The 16,014-nt window shown below is 69.6% G+C and carries 15 protein-coding genes; 9 read left to right on the forward strand and 6 right to left on the reverse strand.

The window, feature by feature from the left end; genetic code table 11:
- Window positions 1-109: 109 nt before the first annotated feature.
- Together ACGFSB_RS35505 and ACGFSB_RS35510 are read right to left on the reverse strand one after the other, a co-directional pair.
- Window positions 110-403 carry an MTH1187 family thiamine-binding protein gene (locus ACGFSB_RS35505; protein ID WP_393408160.1) on the reverse strand — a complete coding sequence of 98 codons (294 nt, stop codon included), beginning with the start codon at window positions 401-403 and terminating at the stop codon, window positions 110-112.
- Complete coding sequence (locus tag ACGFSB_RS35510; protein WP_393408162.1) at window positions 400-744, reverse strand: DUF3817 domain-containing protein; 345 nt, start codon at window positions 742-744, stop codon at window positions 400-402. The genes ACGFSB_RS35505 and ACGFSB_RS35510 overlap by 4 nt, the downstream gene beginning before the upstream one ends.
- A 167-nt stretch (window positions 745-911) precedes the next feature.
- On the opposite strand from ACGFSB_RS35510, the gene ACGFSB_RS35515 reads away from it, so the two are divergent.
- The 4 genes from ACGFSB_RS35515 (at window position 912) to ACGFSB_RS35530 (ending at window position 3,596) form a co-directional block, all read left to right on the forward strand.
- Complete coding sequence (locus ACGFSB_RS35515; protein WP_393408165.1) at window positions 912-1,550, forward strand: AIM24 family protein; 639 nt, start codon at window positions 912-914, stop codon at window positions 1,548-1,550.
- Window position 1,551: 1 nt separating this feature from the next.
- Entirely contained in the window at window positions 1,552-2,202 is a 651-nt protein-coding gene (locus ACGFSB_RS35520) for an AIM24 family protein (protein ID WP_393408167.1), read from the forward strand.
- 8 nt (window positions 2,203-2,210) lie between these two features.
- Window positions 2,211-2,999: an AIM24 family protein gene (locus ACGFSB_RS35525; RefSeq protein WP_393408318.1), complete on the forward strand. Its 789-nt coding sequence runs from the start codon at window positions 2,211-2,213 to the stop codon at window positions 2,997-2,999.
- A 120-nt stretch (window positions 3,000-3,119) separates the two neighbouring features.
- On the forward strand, window positions 3,120-3,596 hold the full coding sequence (locus ACGFSB_RS35530; RefSeq protein ID WP_393408170.1) for a MarR family winged helix-turn-helix transcriptional regulator: 477 nt from the start codon (window positions 3,120-3,122) through the stop codon (window positions 3,594-3,596).
- A gap of 3 nt (window positions 3,597-3,599) precedes the next feature.
- Here ACGFSB_RS35530 and ACGFSB_RS35535 read toward each other — a convergent pair whose 3' ends face one another.
- On the reverse strand, window positions 3,600-5,033 hold the full coding sequence (locus ACGFSB_RS35535) for a sensor histidine kinase (RefSeq protein WP_393408173.1): 1,434 nt from the start codon (window positions 5,031-5,033) through the stop codon (window positions 3,600-3,602).
- Entirely contained in the window at window positions 5,030-5,710 is a 681-nt protein-coding gene (locus ACGFSB_RS35540) for a response regulator transcription factor (protein WP_393408176.1), read from the reverse strand. The genes ACGFSB_RS35535 and ACGFSB_RS35540 overlap by 4 nt, the downstream gene beginning before the upstream one ends.
- A 144-nt stretch (window positions 5,711-5,854) precedes the next feature.
- On the opposite strand from ACGFSB_RS35540, the gene ACGFSB_RS35545 reads away from it, so the two are divergent.
- Window positions 5,855-6,502 carry a PepSY domain-containing protein gene (locus ACGFSB_RS35545; protein WP_393408179.1) on the forward strand — a complete coding sequence of 216 codons (648 nt, stop codon included), beginning with the start codon at window positions 5,855-5,857 and terminating at the stop codon, window positions 6,500-6,502.
- A 351-nt stretch (window positions 6,503-6,853) separates the two neighbouring features.
- Here ACGFSB_RS35545 and meaB read toward each other — a convergent pair whose 3' ends face one another.
- Both meaB and ACGFSB_RS35555 read right to left on the reverse strand, forming a co-directional pair.
- Window positions 6,854-7,813 carry a methylmalonyl Co-A mutase-associated GTPase MeaB gene (gene meaB, locus ACGFSB_RS35550; RefSeq protein WP_393408181.1) on the reverse strand — a complete coding sequence of 320 codons (960 nt, stop codon included), beginning with the start codon at window positions 7,811-7,813 and terminating at the stop codon, window positions 6,854-6,856.
- A 64-nt stretch (window positions 7,814-7,877) separates the two neighbouring features.
- Window positions 7,878-9,080, reverse strand: a complete 1,203-nt coding sequence (locus ACGFSB_RS35555) for an acetyl-CoA C-acetyltransferase (protein WP_393408183.1) — start codon at window positions 9,078-9,080, stop codon at window positions 7,878-7,880.
- Between the two features lie 136 nt (window positions 9,081-9,216).
- On the opposite strand from ACGFSB_RS35555, the gene mce reads away from it, so the two are divergent.
- From mce to ACGFSB_RS35575, 4 genes are all read left to right on the forward strand, one after another.
- Window positions 9,217-9,657, forward strand: coding sequence for a methylmalonyl-CoA epimerase (mce, locus tag ACGFSB_RS35560; protein ID WP_393408186.1), 441 nt, complete (start codon window positions 9,217-9,219; stop codon window positions 9,655-9,657).
- 269 nt (window positions 9,658-9,926) lie between these two features.
- A complete protein-coding gene (scy, locus tag ACGFSB_RS35565) occupies window positions 9,927-13,778 on the forward strand; it encodes a polarized growth protein Scy (protein ID WP_393408188.1) in 3,852 nt (1,283 codons plus the stop codon).
- A gap of 182 nt (window positions 13,779-13,960) precedes the next feature.
- Complete coding sequence (locus ACGFSB_RS35570) at window positions 13,961-14,896, forward strand: cellulose-binding protein (RefSeq protein ID WP_393408191.1); 936 nt, start codon at window positions 13,961-13,963, stop codon at window positions 14,894-14,896.
- 124 nt (window positions 14,897-15,020) lie between these two features.
- A complete protein-coding gene (locus tag ACGFSB_RS35575) occupies window positions 15,021-16,013 on the forward strand; it encodes an ABC transporter ATP-binding protein (RefSeq protein WP_393408193.1) in 993 nt (330 codons plus the stop codon).
- Window position 16,014 lies beyond the last annotated feature (1 nt).

The raw sequence follows: 16,014 nt of genomic DNA on the forward strand, positions 1-16,014 counted from the left end.
GAGCGACTGCTTAAGAGGGAGGTTAGGTTGTTTTGAGCGTTCGCTCAAGTCTGGAGGAAGAAGAAAGCCCCCGCCTGTGTCGGCGGGGGCTTCGACGCGTGCGATGGGGCTATGCGGAGAGGTGTCGTTCCACCGTCTCGATCTTTGATGTCATTCCGTCCTTCACCCCGGGGCGGATGTCCGCCTTGATGACGACGGAGACGCGCGGCGCTCGGGCCTCTACCGCCGCGACGGCACGCTTGACCACGTCCATCACCTCGTCCCACTCGCCCTCGATGGACGTGAACATCGCGTCGGTCTTGTTGGGCAGGCCCGATTCGCGGACTACGCGGACCGCGTCGGCGACGTACTCGCCCACGTCCTCGCCTACGCCCAGCGGGGTCACGGAGAAGGCGACGATCATGCGCTCACGACTCCCTCGCGGCGGGCGCGCGACGCGATCACCGCGGCCTCAGCCTCACGCTTCAGCTTGCGCTCGGCGAAGAAACCGCCGGTCGGCAGGACGGAGAGGACGAAGTAGAGAGCGGCCGTCTTCGCGTTCCACTTCGTACGGTTCCAGGCGTCGAGCCAGAACAGCACATAGAGGATGAACAGCACGCCGTGGACCATGCCCATCACCGGTACGGCGTTGAAGTCCGTGGTCCGCTTGAGCACCGAGCAGATGATCAGGAGCAGGAAGGAGACGGCCTCGGGGGCCGAGACCAGACGGAGCCGGCGGAGTGCGGAAGCGGTCTTGATGTCCACGGATCACCTTCGGTGGGAGGGCGGGGCGAGGGGCGGGGCCGCTCGACGGCATTGATCTTGTGAATGCGCGCACAAGCGACCCCCATTGTGACATCGGGGTGTTCTCCGGGTTCGCTCAGGGGCCGTTGCCCTGTTCCGACCCCATATCTGACGGCTACCGTCGATACGTGGCAACGTTCCGACTGCAAGGCAGCAGGGTGCTCGCCGTGGAGATGTCCGGCGACGCCGTCAAAGCGAAGAACGGCTCGATGGTCGCGTACGACGGCCAGATGGCCTTCAAAAAGATGACCGGCGGCGGCGAAGGCATACGGGGCATGGTGACCCGCCGCCTCACCGGCGAACAGATGACGGTGATGGAGGTGAAGGGGCACGGCACCTGCTGGTTCGCCGACCGCGCCACAGAGATCAATCTGGTGCAATTGCGCGGCGACAAGCTTTTCGTCGAGGCGGGCAACCTCCTGTGCACCGACGCGGGCCTGCGCACGGGCATGCACTTCACCGGCGTGCGCGGCGCCTCCCAGGGCAATGGGCTTTTCACCACGACCGTCGAGGGCTCGGGGCAGGCGGCGATCATGTCCGACGGTCCGGCGGTGGTGCTGCGGGTGAGTCGGCAGTATCCGCTGACGGTGGACCCGGGGGCGTACATCGCGCATCAAGGGGACCTCCGCCAGAACCTCCAGTCGGGGGTCACTTTCCGTACGTTCATGGGCGAAGGCGGCGGCGAGGCCTTCCAGATCCGCTTCGAGGGCGACGGCCTTGTGTACGTCCAGCCCAGCGAGCGCAACACGATCGCGGGGGACGTCTGACATGCCCTTCCGGGAGATCAACTCGAAGATGGTCGAGGCCCTGGTGCAGCCCGGCGCGAAGATCTTCAGTCAGCGCGGCGCGATGCTCGCCTACAAGGGGGACGTCTCGTTCACCCCCAACATCCAGGGCGGCCAGGGCGGCGTGATGTCCATGATCGGGCGCAGGGTCGCCAATGAGGCGACCCCCCTGATGAGCGTGGATGGCAGCGGCACCGTCCTCTTCGGGCACGGCGGCCATCACATCCAGGTGATCAACCTCTCCGGAGACACCCTCTATGTGGAGGCGGACCGGCTCCTCGCCTTCGACGGGACGCTGCAACAGGGCACGATGTTCCTGGGCTCACAGGGCGGCGTCATGGGCATGGTGCGCGGACAGGTCACTGGGCAGGGCCTCTTCACCACCACCCTCAAGGGACAGGGCGCGGTCGCCGTCATGGCGCACGGCGGCGTCATCGAGCTGCCGATCACCCCGCAGCGCCCGGTCCATGTGGACCCGCAGGCCTATGTGGCGCACCACGGCGACGTACGGAACAAGCTCTCCACGGCGCTCGGCTGGCGCGACATGGTGGGGCGGGGCTCGGGTGAGGCTTTCCAGCTGGAGCTGTCAGGGAGCGGTGCGGTGTACGTCCAAGCGTCGGAGGACAAGCTGTGAACCCATCCATGCCCGCGGGAGGGCCCGCGGTCCTCGACCCGATGACACTGCCGAGCGACGACAGCGTGAACGCGTACACGTTCTGCGTGGAGCTCAAGGGGAGCCAGTGGTTCCTGCAGAAGGGGAAGATGATCGCCTACTACGGATCGATCGACTTCAACGGCATCGGACACGGCCGCCTGGACCGTCTGGTCCGCACGAGTTTTCATTCGCCGCTGCACGCGAGCGACTGGGTCGTGGCGGAGGGCCAGGGCAAGATGCTCCTCGCCGACCGGGCCTTCGACGTGAATTCGTACGATCTGGAAGAGGGCAACCTGACCATTCGCTCCGGCAACCTCCTCGCTTTTCAGCCAACTCTCGCGCTGAAGCAGTCCATCGTTCCGGGCTTTCTGACCCTGATCGGAACCGGAAAGTTCGTGGCCGCTTCGAACGGCCAGGTGGTCTTCATGGAGCCGCCGATCCGGGTGGATCCACAGGCCCTGGTGGGCTGGGCCGACTGCCCTTCGCCCTGCCATCACTACGACCACGGATACCTGACGGCCGTCATCGGAGGCGTGCGCGCACTGACCGGCATCGGCGGAACCTCAGGTGAGGAGCACCAGTTCGAGTTCGTGGGGGCGGGCACGGTGCTTCTGCAGTCCTCGGAGACACTCATGGCCGAGCAGGCGACGGGCGCGGTGCCACAACAGGCGGGAGTGCCGGGCGGACAGGGCACGCCGGGTCAACACGGACAGCAGCCGGGGCAACCACGCCTTCCCGGACAACTGGGGGACCTCCAGCGTCGCTTCGGCCTGTGAGCGGTAGTCTGCGGAGTGTGACGGCGAACGCCTGTGCCCCTCTGTCATCTCGGGGGTGCGAGGCGCGTGTCACACACCGACATTCGTTCACCTTTCAACTTCTTAGGTAGAATCGATTCCATGGAGACCGATACGGCCCCGCAGTGGCTGACCAACGAGGAACAGTGCGCCTGGCGCACCCACGTGGAGGTCAACAGGATGCTGACATATCAGCTCGAGAAAGACCTCCAGCCGTTCAACCTGACCATGAACGACTACGACATCCTCGTGCATCTCTCCGAATCGGAAGAGAAGCGGATGCGTATGAGCGATCTCGCGGCCGCCACACTGCAGTCCAAGAGCCGCCTGTCCCATCAGATCACCCGCATGGAGAACGCGGGCCTGGTCCGCCGGGAGAACTGCGAGTCCGACCGGCGCGGGCTCTACACCGTCCTCACGGACGAGGGCATGGAGACCATGCAGCGGGTCGCCCCGCACCACGTGGCCTCGGTCCGCCAGCACTTCGTCGACCTGATCTCACCCGAGGCGCTCGGCGAACTCCACAAGGCCCTGACCCCGATCGCGGAACACCTCCGCGCCCAGCGGAGTAAACCCTGACCCTCACCGGGCGGCGGCAGGGACCCTGAGCTCGAAGAGCGCTCCCCCACCGGGGGCCTCTTCGACCGTGAGGGTCCCGCCGTGGCGTACGGCGACATCGCGAGCGATGGCGAGACCCAGACCCGCCCCGCCGTCATCACGCGTACGGGCGTCGTCAAGGCGGACGAAGCGCTCGAAGATCCGGTCGCGTTCATTCTCCGGCACGCCGTCTCCGTCGTCGGAGACTTCGAGAACCGCCCACGCGCCGTCGGCGCGGGTGGTGACCGTGACGTGCGAGCGAGCGTGGCGCTGCGCGTTGGTCACGAGGTTGCCGAGCACACGCGCCAACTGGCTCCGCGAGCCGGTGACTTCGACGTTCGCCAGATCCATACGGACGTCGACACGGTCCCGCGTGCGCTGCGAGAGCTCCTCGCGCGCCATGGCCGCCAGGTCCACATGCCCGCCGCCCGGCTTCTCGCCCGCGTCCAGGCGGGCCAGCAGAAGCAGGTCGGCCGCGAGCTCCTGGAGCCGCACGGTGTCCTCGACCGCACCGTCCACATCCAGCAACTCCGGGTGGGCCGCGCCCACTTCGAGCTGCGTACGCAAGGAGGCGATGGGGCTGCGCAGTTCGTGCGAGGCGTCGGCCACGAAGCGGCGCTGACGCTCCACCGAGGCCTGTAGCGCGGCGAGCGTCTCGTTCGTGGTCGTGGCGAGGCGGGCGATCTCGTCGTGTGTGTCCGGCTCGGGCACGCGGCGCGCGAGGTCCTCGGACGCCGTGATCGCCGCCATCTCGGAGCGGATCGCGTCCACCGGGCGCAGGGCGCGGCGCGTCACCAGCCAGGTCACGCCGGCGATGACAGCGAGGAGCAGCGGGAAGCCGATGAGCATGGAGGCCAACGCCGTTGACACCGCGCTCTCCTGGGCGGCGAGCGAGGCGCCCGCGTAGACGGTGAGGTCGCCCTTCTTCTCGACGTTCACGTCGACCGCGGCGAAGCGGTAGTCCTGCGTGTCGCCGTCGACGGTGGCGGACCCGGTGGTGACGTCCGCCGCGTCCTCGGAGATCTCCCCGAGTTCGAGCGCGTCCCCCTCGCTCTCGTCGTCATCGTCGTCGTCGCCCTTGGGCGGTGTGGTGGACCTCGGCTGGGGCTTCACGGCGTCGGTTCCCGTGCCGCTGATGCGCTCCAAGTCGTCGCTGGCGGCGACGAGCCGTCTGTGGTCGTCGACAACCTGGACCGGATGGTCCTCGTCGTCCAGATCCAGCTGGTCGTACGCCGTGTTCGCGGCGAGCTGCGAGGCTACCCCGCTGGCGGCGGACTCGGCCTGGCCGCTCGCCTGGTGGGTCAGATTCGCGCGCAGTGAGAGCAGGACGGCGGCGCCCGCGGCGACCAGCGCGACGGCCACGACGAGGGTGGCGCCGAGGGCGGCCCTGGCCCGTACGGAGCTGAGGAAGCGCTTCATCGGGGGGTCTCCAGGCGGTATCCGGCGCCCCGCACCGTCGTGATGAGCGGCGCCCCGAGCTTGCGCCGGAGTGCGCTGATGTACACCTCGACGATGTTGGGGTCTCCCTCGTAGGCGAAGTCCCAGACGTGTTCCAGGATGTCGCCCTTGGAGACCACCTCGCCCGCGCGCAGGACGAGCTGCTCGAACACCGCGAACTCCTTGGCGGTGAGCGTCACTTCATCGCCATCGCCGCCATCGCCGCCACGGAAGACGCGGCGCGCCGCGGTGTCGACCTTGAGGTCTCCGAGGGTGTGGATCGGGGACGGACCGCCGTTGCCGCGGCGGCGCAGGAGCGCCTTCACGCGGGCCACGAGCACGACGTACGAGAAGGGCTTGGTGAGATAGTCGTCGGCGCCCGTGTCGAGCCCCTCCGCCTCGTCGTACTCGCCGTCCTTGGCGGTGAGCATCAGGATCGGCACGTCGTGACCGGCGGCGCGCAGGGTGGAGCAGACGCGGTAGCCGTTCATGCCGGGCAGCATGATGTCGAGGATGACCAGGTCGTACGTTCCCTCGCTCGCCCGGTGCAGTCCGTCGACGCCGTCGTGCACGACGTCCACGGCGTAGCCCTCGGCTGTCAGGCCCTTGGCCAGCGACAGGGCGAGCCGCTTTTCGTCCTCCACGATCAACAGGCGCATGCGCTCAGGGTGGCAGAGCAAAGCTGAAGAGTTCTTCAGGCGGCTTCAGGGTGGCTTCAGGGTCGCTCAGCCAGATTGGTCCTTGTCGAAAGCGAACGGCAGCGGCTGATCGGCCGCGGGCCACCGACTCGGGAGGAACCCCTCATGAAGCGCAACATCGTCATCGCCACCGTCGCAGCCATCGCCCTGGCCGGGGGCGGCACGGCGACAGCGCTTGCCGCCACCGGCGACGACGGGTCGTCGGATGCCGCCGCCAAGAAGTCGAGCGTCCAGCTGAAGGACGGCGACCGTGACGACGCCAAGGAGAACACCGTCGAGGTGAAGGCCGCCAAGGTGACGGCCGCCGACGCGATCAAGGCGGCGCTGGCGAGCCAGTCCGGTACGGCGGTCTCCGCCGAGCTGGACGACGAGGACAACGGCGGCCTGGTCTGGGACATCGACCTTCTCGGCAAGGGCAGCACGTGGCACTCCGTGCAGGTGGACCCGGGTACGGGCAAGGTGCTCGGCTCGCACACCGAGCGGGACGAGGACGGGGACGCGAGCCGTGTGGGCGATGCCCTGAAGGGCGCGTCCATCACGGCGGAGGACGCCGCGAAGGCTGCGGCCGCCAAGGGCACGGTGACGTCTGTGGACCTGGATGACGACGGCACGGCGGGCGCGTGGGAGGCGGAGACGTCCAACGCCAAGGGTGCGGAGTCCGACTGGAAGGTTGACCTGCGGTCGGGCAAGGTGAGCGCTGACCGCTCGGACCGCGGCGATGACGTCTCCGACGACGACAGCTCGGACGACTGACGGTCCCCGTCCCATCCAGCAGTAAGCGGCCCCGCAGGGACATCCCTGCGGGGCCGCTTGCTGCCGCGACTGCACCTGGACTCTGGACTGTGGGGCGGTTTGCTGCCGCGACTGCACCTGAGCTGCGGGGCCGGCTCACGTCGCGGCTACCGCCTGAACCGCCAGTCGGCTCACATCGCGGCTACCGCCTGAACCGCCGCTTCGCGGCGGATCTTTCCCGCCCTCCCCCAAGCTCTTAAGGAGCAGGGGGGACCCCCATCCCGATTGCCCCGGGGTAATCGGGTGGGTGGGCGGGAGAAAACGCCGCGAAGCGGCGGCTCGTGCGGCCGCGGACTCAGCCGGTTTCGCCCCTCAGCCGCCCGAGGTCAAGCTCGCGATCAGTTCATCCGCCGCCGCGTAAGGGTCCATCTCCCCCGCCACGATCCGCTCCGCCAGTGCCGACAGCCGCGCGTCCCCGTGAAGGTCCGCGATGCGCTCCCGCAAAGCCGTGACCGCGATGGTCTCCACCTCGCGGGCCGCCCGCGCCGCACGACGCTCCCCGAGGACGCCCCGCTCCTCCATCCACGCCCGGTGCTTCTCCAGGGCTTCGACGACCTCGTCGATTCCCTCGCCCCGTGCAGCCACCGTCTTCACGATGGGCGGGCGCCAGTCCCCGGCGGCCCGGGACTCCCCGAGGCCCAGCATGTGGTTCAGTTCGCGCGCGGTCGCGTCCGCGCCGTCCCGGTCCGCCTTGTTGACGACGTACACATCGCCGATCTCCAGGATTCCGGCCTTCGCCGCCTGGATTCCGTCGCCCATGCCGGGGGCGAGCAGCACCACCGACGTGTCCGCCTGCGAGGCGATCTCCACCTCGGACTGGCCCACTCCGACCGTCTCGACCAGGATCACGTCGCAGCCCGCCGCGTCCAGTACGCGGATCGCCTGCGGGGCCGACCACGCGAGGCCACCGAGGTGGCCCCGCGTCGCCATCGAGCGGATGTAGACCCCGGGGTCGGACGCGTGCTCCGACATCCGGACCCGGTCGCCGAGCAGCGCGCCCCCGGAGAAGGGGGAGGACGGGTCGACAGCGAGGACGCCGACCCGTTTCCCCGCCTTGCGGTACGCGGAGACGAGCGCCGACGTCGAAGTCGACTTGCCGACACCGGGAGATCCCGTGAGGCCCACCACGTACGCATGGCCCGCCAGCGGAGCAAGCGCCGCCATGACCTCACGGAGCTGCGGTGACGCCCCCTCGATCAGTGTGATCAGCCGGGCCACGGCCCGCGGCCTGCCCTCGCGGGCCTGCGCCACCAGGGAGGGGACGTCCTGCATGTCTGACAGCTCCGTTCCGAGACGTGAGGAAGGCGAGGGAAAGCAAGCACGCGCGCGAAACGCGTCAGGCCTTCGCCACCTTCACGATCAGCGCGTCACCCTGCCCGCCGCCACCGCACAGCGCGGCCGCGCCCACGCCGCCGCCCCGCCGCTTCAGCTCAAGGGCGAGGTGCAGCACGACGCGCGCGCCGGACATCCCGATCGGGTGACCGAGGGCGATGGCGCCGCCGTTGACGTTCACCTTTTCCGAGGACACCCCGAGGTCCTTCATTGACTGCACGGTGACCGCCGCGAAGGCCTCGTTGATCTCGATGAGGTCGAGGTCCTCGACGCCGAGGCCCTCCTTCTTGAGGGCGTGCTGGATCGCGTTGGACGGCTGCGACTGGAGCGAGTTGTCCGGGCCCGCCACGTTGCCGTGCGCCCCGATCTCCGCGAGCCACGTCAGACCGAGCTCCTCAGCCTTGGCCTTGGACATCACCACGACCGCCGCGGCGCCGTCGGAGATCTGCGATGCCGTGCCCGCCGTGATCGTGCCGTCCTTGGTGAAGGCCGGGCGCAGCTTGCCCAGGGTCTCCGCGGTCGTCTCGGCGCGGATGCCCTCGTCCTTGGCGAAGAGGACCGGGTCACCCTTGCGCTGCGGGATCTCGACCGGGGTGATCTCGGCCTCGAAGATGCCGTTCTTCTGGGCAGCCGCGGCCCGCTGGTGGGACAGGGCGGCGATCTCGTCCTGCTCGGGGCGTGCGATGCCCAGGCGGGTGTTGTGCTTCTCCGTCGACTCGCCCATGGCGATGTTCTCGAAGGGGTCGGTCAGGCCGTCGTGGGCCATGGAGTCGAGCATCTCGATGGCGCCGTACTTGACGCCCTCGCGCGACTTGGGCAGGACGTGCGGCGCGTTCGTCATCGATTCCTGGCCACCGGCGACGACGATGTCGAACTCGCCCGCGCGGATCAGCTGGTCGGCGAGCGCGATCGCGTCGAGCCCGGAGAGACACACCTTGTTGACGGTGAGTGCGGGGACGTTCATGGGGATGCCCGCCTTGACGGCGGCCTGGCGTGCCGGGATCTGCCCTGTCCCGGCGGTGAGCACCTGGCCCATGATCACGTACTGCACCTGGTCGCCGCCGATCCCAGCCCGGTCGAGCGCGGCCTTGATCGCGAAACCGCCCAGGTCCGCGCCGGAGAAGGACTTGAGGGAGCCGAGCAGGCGGCCCATGGGCGTGCGCGCGCCCGCGACGATCACTGAGGTGGTACCGGTCGTTCCAGACATGTGCCACGGCCCCTTGGGAGGAGAAGTTAATGAGGGTTTACTTGAATGTACTGAGCGGTACGCCGTGCGTCACCGGGCGTTCGGTGTGATCGCGCGCACGTTGCGTAATCACCGGTGGAAGGGCTGCACTTAAACCATGCTGACGCGAATCGACCACATCGGGATCGCCTGTTTCGACCTCGACACAACTGTGGAGTTCTACCGGAAGACGTATGGCTTCACGGTCTTCCACACCGAGGTCAATGAAGAGCAGGGCGTGCGCGAGGCCATGCTCAAGATCAATGAGACGAGTGACGGCGGGGCTTCCTACCTGCAGCTCCTCGAACCCACCCGCGACGACTCCGCCGTGGGCAAGTGGCTGGCGAAGAACGGCGAGGGTGTGCACCACATCGCCTTCGGCACCGCTGACGTGGACGGCGACGCCGCTGCCATCAAGGGCGAGGGCGTACGTGTCCTTTATGAGGAGCCCCGGATCGGGTCCATGGGGTCCCGCATCACGTTCCTGCACCCCAAGGACTGTCACGGCGTGCTGACCGAACTCGTCACCTCGGCAGCTCAGGAGTCCCCGGAGCACTGACCTCCGCATACTTGGGCCGGTAGGGTTGGGGTCGGCCGTCCGAAGTATGGGTGGCCGGTCGTCCGTACGCTGGGCGACCGCGTGCCGGGGTCCGGGTTTCGGGGGACGAGCGTCGGGGCAGCAGTCCATGCTCTGCTGTTGATCTGACACCATTCCCCGTGGGCCCCGTTCGGCGGATGGACAGGGCTCGTACGGAGAGACTGGCGACCAGAGTGGGGCTTCCCCTGCTCGAGCGGAGCCGAGAGCTCGGGGAAGGATGGGACCGCGCAGTGCGGGGCTACGAACGCCAAGAGGACTCGCGGGTTGAGACGGACCACCTTTCGCGGTTCGAGGCCGAGATGGACCGGCTGAAGACCGAGCGGGAGAAGGCTGTTCAGCACGCCGAGGACCTCGGCTACCAGGTCGAGGTGTTGCGCGCCAAGCTGCACGAGGCGCGCCGCAACCTCGCGTCCCGCCCTGCCTATGACGGCGCGGACATCGGCTATCAGGCCGAGCAGTTGCTTCGCAATGCCCAGATCCAGGCCGACCAGCTCCGCCAGGACGCCGAGCGCGAGCTGCGTGACGCCCGTGCGCAGACCCAGCGCATCCTCCAGGAGCACGCCGAGCAGCAGTCCAGGCTCCAGTCCGAGCTGCACTCCGAAGCGGTGTCACGCCGTCAGCAGCTCGACCAGGAGCTGTCCGAGCGCCGGCAGACCGTCGAGTCGCACGTCAACGAGAACGTGGCGTGGGCCGAGCAGCTCCGGGCGCGCACGGAGCAGCAGGCGCGCCGCCTCCTCGACGAGTCACGCACCGAGGCGGACCAGGCCCTGGCCGCCGCCCGCGCCGAGGCCGAGCGCGTGGCCGAAGAGGCCCGCCAGCGCCTGTCGAGCGACGCCGAGTCCGCCCGCGCCGAGGCGGAGTCGATCCTGCGCCGGGCCCGCACGGACGCCGAGCGCCTCCTGAACGCCGCTTCCACGCAGGCGCAGGAGGCCACCGACCACGCGGAGCAGCTGCGCTCCACGACGGCCACCGATTCCGAGCAGGCGCGCCGCCAGGCCACCGAGGCGAGCCGGGCCGCCGAGCAGCGCATGGCGGAGGCCGAGACGGCGCTGCGCGAGGCGCGCGCGGAGGCCGACAAGGTCATCGCCGAGGCGAAGGACTCCGCGTCCAAGCAGCTTTCGGCCGCCGAGGGTGCCAACGAACAGCGCACGCGCACCGCCAAGGAGCAGGTCGCCCGCCTGGTCGGCGAGGCCACGAAGGAAGCCGAGGCCACCAAGTCGGAGGCCGAGCAGCTCGTCGCCGATGCCCGCGCCGAGGCCGAGCAGCTGATCAAGGACGCCTCCGAGAAGGCGCGCACGATCACGGCCGAGGAGACCGCGGGCCAGCTCGCCGAGGCCGCCCGCACCGCGGAGGACGTACTCGACAAGGCGTCCAAGGACGCCAAGGAGACGACGAAGGCCGCCACCGAGGAGGCCGAGCGGGTCCGCACCGAGGCCGAGGCCGAGGCGGACCGGCTGCGCGCCGAGGCGCACGACATCGCCGAGGGCCTCAAGGGCACGGCGAAGGACGACACCAAGGAGTACCGCGCCAAGACCGTCGAGCTGCAGGAGGAGGCGCGCCGCCTGCGCGGCGAGGCCGAGCAACTGCGGGCGGACGCGGTCGCCGAGGGCGAGCGCATCCGCGGTGAGGCCCGGCGTGAGGCCGTCCAGCAGATCGAGGAGGCGGCCAAGTCCGCCGAGGAGCTGCTCGCCAGGGCGAAGGCCGACGGCGATGAGCTGAAGGCGGCGGCGACCGCCGAGAGCGAGCGGGTCCGTACCGAGGCCATCGAGCGCGCCACGACGCTGCGCAAGCAGGCCGAGGAGACCCTGGCGCGCACCCGCGCGGAGGCCGAGCGGCACCGCGAGGAGGCCGCCGAGCAGGCCGAGACCACGAAGTCCGAGGCCGAGGACGCCGCACGTGCCCTGCACGAGGAGACCGAGCGGGCCATAGCGGCACGTCAGGCCGAGGCCGCCGACGAGCTGACGCGCCTGCACACGGAGGCCGAGGAGCGCCTCGCCTCCGCCGAGCAGGCGCTGACCGATGCCCGTGGCGAGGCCGAGCGCATCCGCAAGGAGGCGTCGGACGAGACGGACCGCCTTCGTTCGGAGTCCGCCGAGCGCATCCGCACCCTTCAGTCGCAGGCCGAGACCGAGGCCGAGCGGCTGCGCACCGAGGCCGCGGCCGACGCGTCGCAGGCGCGTGCCGAGGGCGAGAACGTGGCTGTGCGGCTGCGTTCGGACGCGGCGAACGAAGCCGAGCGGCTCAAGACCGAGGCCCAGGAGTCGGCCGACCGCCTCCGCTCGGAGGCGGCAGCCGCCGCTGAGCGCGTGGGCGCGGAGGCAGCAGAGGCCCTGTCCGCCGCCCAGGAGGAGGCCGCCAGGCGCCGCCGGGAGGCCGAGGAGACCCTCAGCTCGGCGCGCGGCGAAGCCGACCAGGAGCGCGAGCGGGCCCGCGAGCAGAGCGAGGAGCTGCTCGCCGCCGCCCGCAGGCGCGTCGAGGAGGCTCAGGCCGAGGCCATGCGCCTCGTCGAGGAGGCCGACCGCAGGGCGACCGAGATGGTCTCCAGCGCCGAGCAGACCGCCCAGTCCGTACGGGACTCGGTGTCGGGCCTGCAAGAGACGGCGCAGGAAGAGATCACGGGCCTGCGCAGCGCCGCCGAGCACGCGGCGGAGCGCACGAGGACCGAGGCGCAGGAGGAGGCGGACCGCGTCCGCGCCGACGCGTACGCCGAGCGGGAGCGCGCCACCGAGGACGCGGGCCGCGCCAGGCGCGAGGCCAACGAAGAAGCCGAGGCCGCCAAGTCCCTTGCCGAGCGCACCGTTTCGGAGGCGATCGCGGAGGCCGAGCGGCTGCGCTCGGACGCTTCCGAGTACGCACAGCGCTCGCGTACGGAGGCTTCGGACGCGATCGCGTCGTCCGAGCAGGACGCATCCCGCACGCGGGCCGATGCCCGCGAGGACGCCAACCGCATCCGCGGCGACGCGGCGAGCCAGGCCGACCAGTTGATCGGCGAGGCGCGCGGCGAGGCGGAGCGGCTGCAGACCGAAACGGCCTCGGAGGCCGAGCGGGTGCGCACGGAGTCGGTGGCCAAGGCCGAGAAGCTCATCTCGGACGCTTCGGGCGACGCCGAGCGGCTGCGCGCGGACGCCGCCGAGACGGTCGGCTCCGCCCAGCAGCACGCCGAGCGCATCCGGTCCGACGCCGAGCGCGTCAAGGCGGAGGCGGCGGCCGAGGCCGAACGGCTCACCTCGCAGGCGCGGGAGGAGGCCGAGCGGACCCAGGACGAGGCACGCCAGGCCGCCAACAAGCGCCGCTCCGAGGCGGCCGAGCAGGTCGACACGCTCATCACGGAGACGGCGGCCGAGGCCGACAAGCTGACGAAGGACGCCCAGGAGAAGGCTCTCAAGGCCACCACGGACGCGGAGGCGCAGGCCGACATGATGGTCGGCGCGGCCCGCATAGAGGCCGACCGGCTCGTCTCCGAGGCGACGGTCGACGGCAACTCCCGGGTGGAGAAGGCCCGTACGGACGCGGACGAACTGCTCGTCGGCGCCCGCAGGGACGCGACCGCCATCAGGGAGCGCTCCGAGGAGCAGCGCGACCGTCTCACCTCCGAGATCGAGGAGCTGCACGAGCGTGCGCGCCGCGAGTCCGCCGAGGCGATGAAGACCGCCGGTGAGCGCTGCGACGCCCTGACGAAGGCCGCGGAGGAGCACCTCGCCGAGGCCGAGGCGCAGGCCAAGGAGCTGGTGTCGGACGCGAGTTCCGAGGCCGGCAAGGTGCGGATCTCCGCGGTGAAGAGGGCCGAGTCGCTCCTCAAGGAGGCCGAGACGAAGGTGGCCGCGCTGGTGCGCGACGCCGAGCGCGTCAGGGCTGAGGCGCAGGCCGAGGCCGAGCGGACGGTTGACGAGGGCAAACGCGAACTCGAAGTCCTCGTCCGGCGCCGCGAGGACATCAACGGCGAGATTTCCCGTGTCCAGGAGGTACTGGAGGCGTTGGAATCTTTTGAGGCGCCACCGGTCGCCGGTGCGAAGGACGGTGGCGTCAAGGCCGGTGCGGCGGCGGGATCGACTCGATCGGGTGGCAAGCCGTCCGAGGGCTAGCCAGAAGAACATCTCCCGTGCTTTGTAAGGACCTTCGGCACTGTCCCTGGCAAGTGCTCCGGCGGTTAGCCACTCAAAAGGGGTGTCATTCTCCAGATCAAACGGGCATCCGCTCGATGACACGCCGCTTGGACCCCTAGGATTCCCCTATCACCTCACCGGTCTCATTCGACAGGAACCCCATGAGCGACACTTCCCCCTACGGCTTCGAGCTTGTGCGGCGTGGGTACGACCGCGCGCAGGTGGACGAACGTATCTCCAAGCTCGTCTCCGACCGTGACAGCGCTCTTGCTCGTATCACTGCTCTGGAAAAGCGCATTGAGGAGCTGCACCTCGAGACGCAGAACGCGCAGGCGCAGGTAGCCGACGCCGAGCCGTCGTACGCGGGCCTCGGCGCCCGCGTCGAGAAGATCCTCCGCCTCGCCGAGGAGGAGGCCAAGGACCTGCGCGAGGAGGCCCGTCGCGCGGCCGAGCAGCACCGCGAGCTCGCGGAGTCGGCGGCCCAGCAGGTGCGCAACGACGCCGAGTCGTTCGCCGTCGAGCGCAAGGCCAAGGCGGAGGACGAAGGCGTCCGGATCGTCGAGAAGGCCAAGGGCGAGGCGGGCACGCTGCGCAGCGAGGCGCAGAAGGACGCTCAGCAGAAGCGCGAGGAGGCCGACGCCCTCTTCGAGGAGACCCGTGCGAAGGCGGCCCAGGCCGCGGCCGACTTCGAGACGAACCTCGCCAAGCGCCGCGAGCAGTCGGAGCGTGACCTGGCTTCGCGTCAGGCCAAGGCAGAGAAGCGCCTCGCGGAGATCGAGCACCGGGCCGAGCAGCTGCGTCTCGAGGCGGAGAAGCTGCGGACCGACGCCGAGCGCCGTGCCCGTCAGACCGTGGAGACGGCTCAGCGTCAGGCCGAGGACATCGTCGCCGATGCCAACGCCAAGGCGGACCGGATTCGCTCGGAGTCCGAGCGGGAGCTTGCCGCTCTCACCAACCGTCGGGACTCGATCAACGCTCAGCTCACCAATGTGCGCGAGATGCTGGCCACGCTCACGGGTGCGGCCGTGGCTGCTGCCGGGACGCCTGCCGAGGACGAGCCTGTCTCTCGCGGGGTTCCCGCTCAGCAGACTCGCTGAAGCGCCTGGGAGACCTGCGGGCTCGTTGTGGCTGAGCGCGCAGTTCCCCGCGCCCCTGAAGGGGGCGCTCGCAGAGCTCCCTGTCCAAGTGGCAGGGGGCTCTGTCCCGTTTTAGCGTGGCCGCATGATCGAGCTCGAGGGGCTGACCAAGCGGTACGGCGAGAAGTTGGCCGTCAACAACCTCACCTTCACCGTGCACCCCGGCATCGTCACCGGCTTCCTCGGTCCGAACGGCGCGGGCAAGTCCACGACGATGCGGATGATGCTCGGGCTCGACAACCCCTCGGCGGGGGACGTACGGATCGACGGCAAGCGCTACGCGCAGCTGAAGGACCCGCTGACGTACATCGGCGCCCTGCTCGACGCCAAGGCCATGCACGGCGGCCGGAGCGCCTTCAATCACCTCCTCTGCCTCGCGCAGAGCAACGGCATCCCGCGCGCCCGCGTCCATGAGGTCCTCGACACCGTCGGCCTCACCCAGGTCGCCAAGAAGAAGGCCAAGGGCTTCTCGCTCGGCATGGGCCAGCGGCTCGGCATCGCGGGTGCGCTCCTCGGCGACCCCGAGATCCTGATGTTCGACGAGCCGGTCAACGGGCTCGACCCCGAGGGCATCCACTGGATCCGGAATCTGATGAAGTCCCTCGCCTCGCAGGGCCGTACGGTCTTCGTCTCCTCCCACCTGATGAGTGAAATGGCGCTGACGGCCGATCACCTCGTCGTCATCGGGCAGGGGCGGCTCCTCGCGGACACCTCCATGGCGGACTTCATCCGGCAGAACTCACGGTCGTACGTCCGACTGCGCTCGCCGCAGCGTGAGCGCCTCCTCGATGTGCTGCACCAGGAGGGCGTCACCGCCGTCGAAACGGGCAACGGCACCCTCGAAGTCGACGGCACCGTTTCGGAGGACCTCGGTGAGCTCGCCGCCCGGCATCAGCTCGTACTCCATGAACTGAGCCCCCAGCAGGCGTCACTCGAAGAGGCCTTCATGCAGCTCACCGCGGAGTCGGTGGAGTATCACGCGCACGCCGACCACGAGGGCGCGGGGGCCGCCCCGCCGCCCCCAGGGCAGGACGGCGGCTGGGGCAACGGCTGGACGAACCAGAAGAAGGGGTCCTGAG

This window comes from Streptomyces sp. NPDC048441 (assembly GCF_043200235.1).
Lineage (GTDB): Bacteria > Actinomycetota > Actinomycetes > Streptomycetales > Streptomycetaceae > Streptomyces.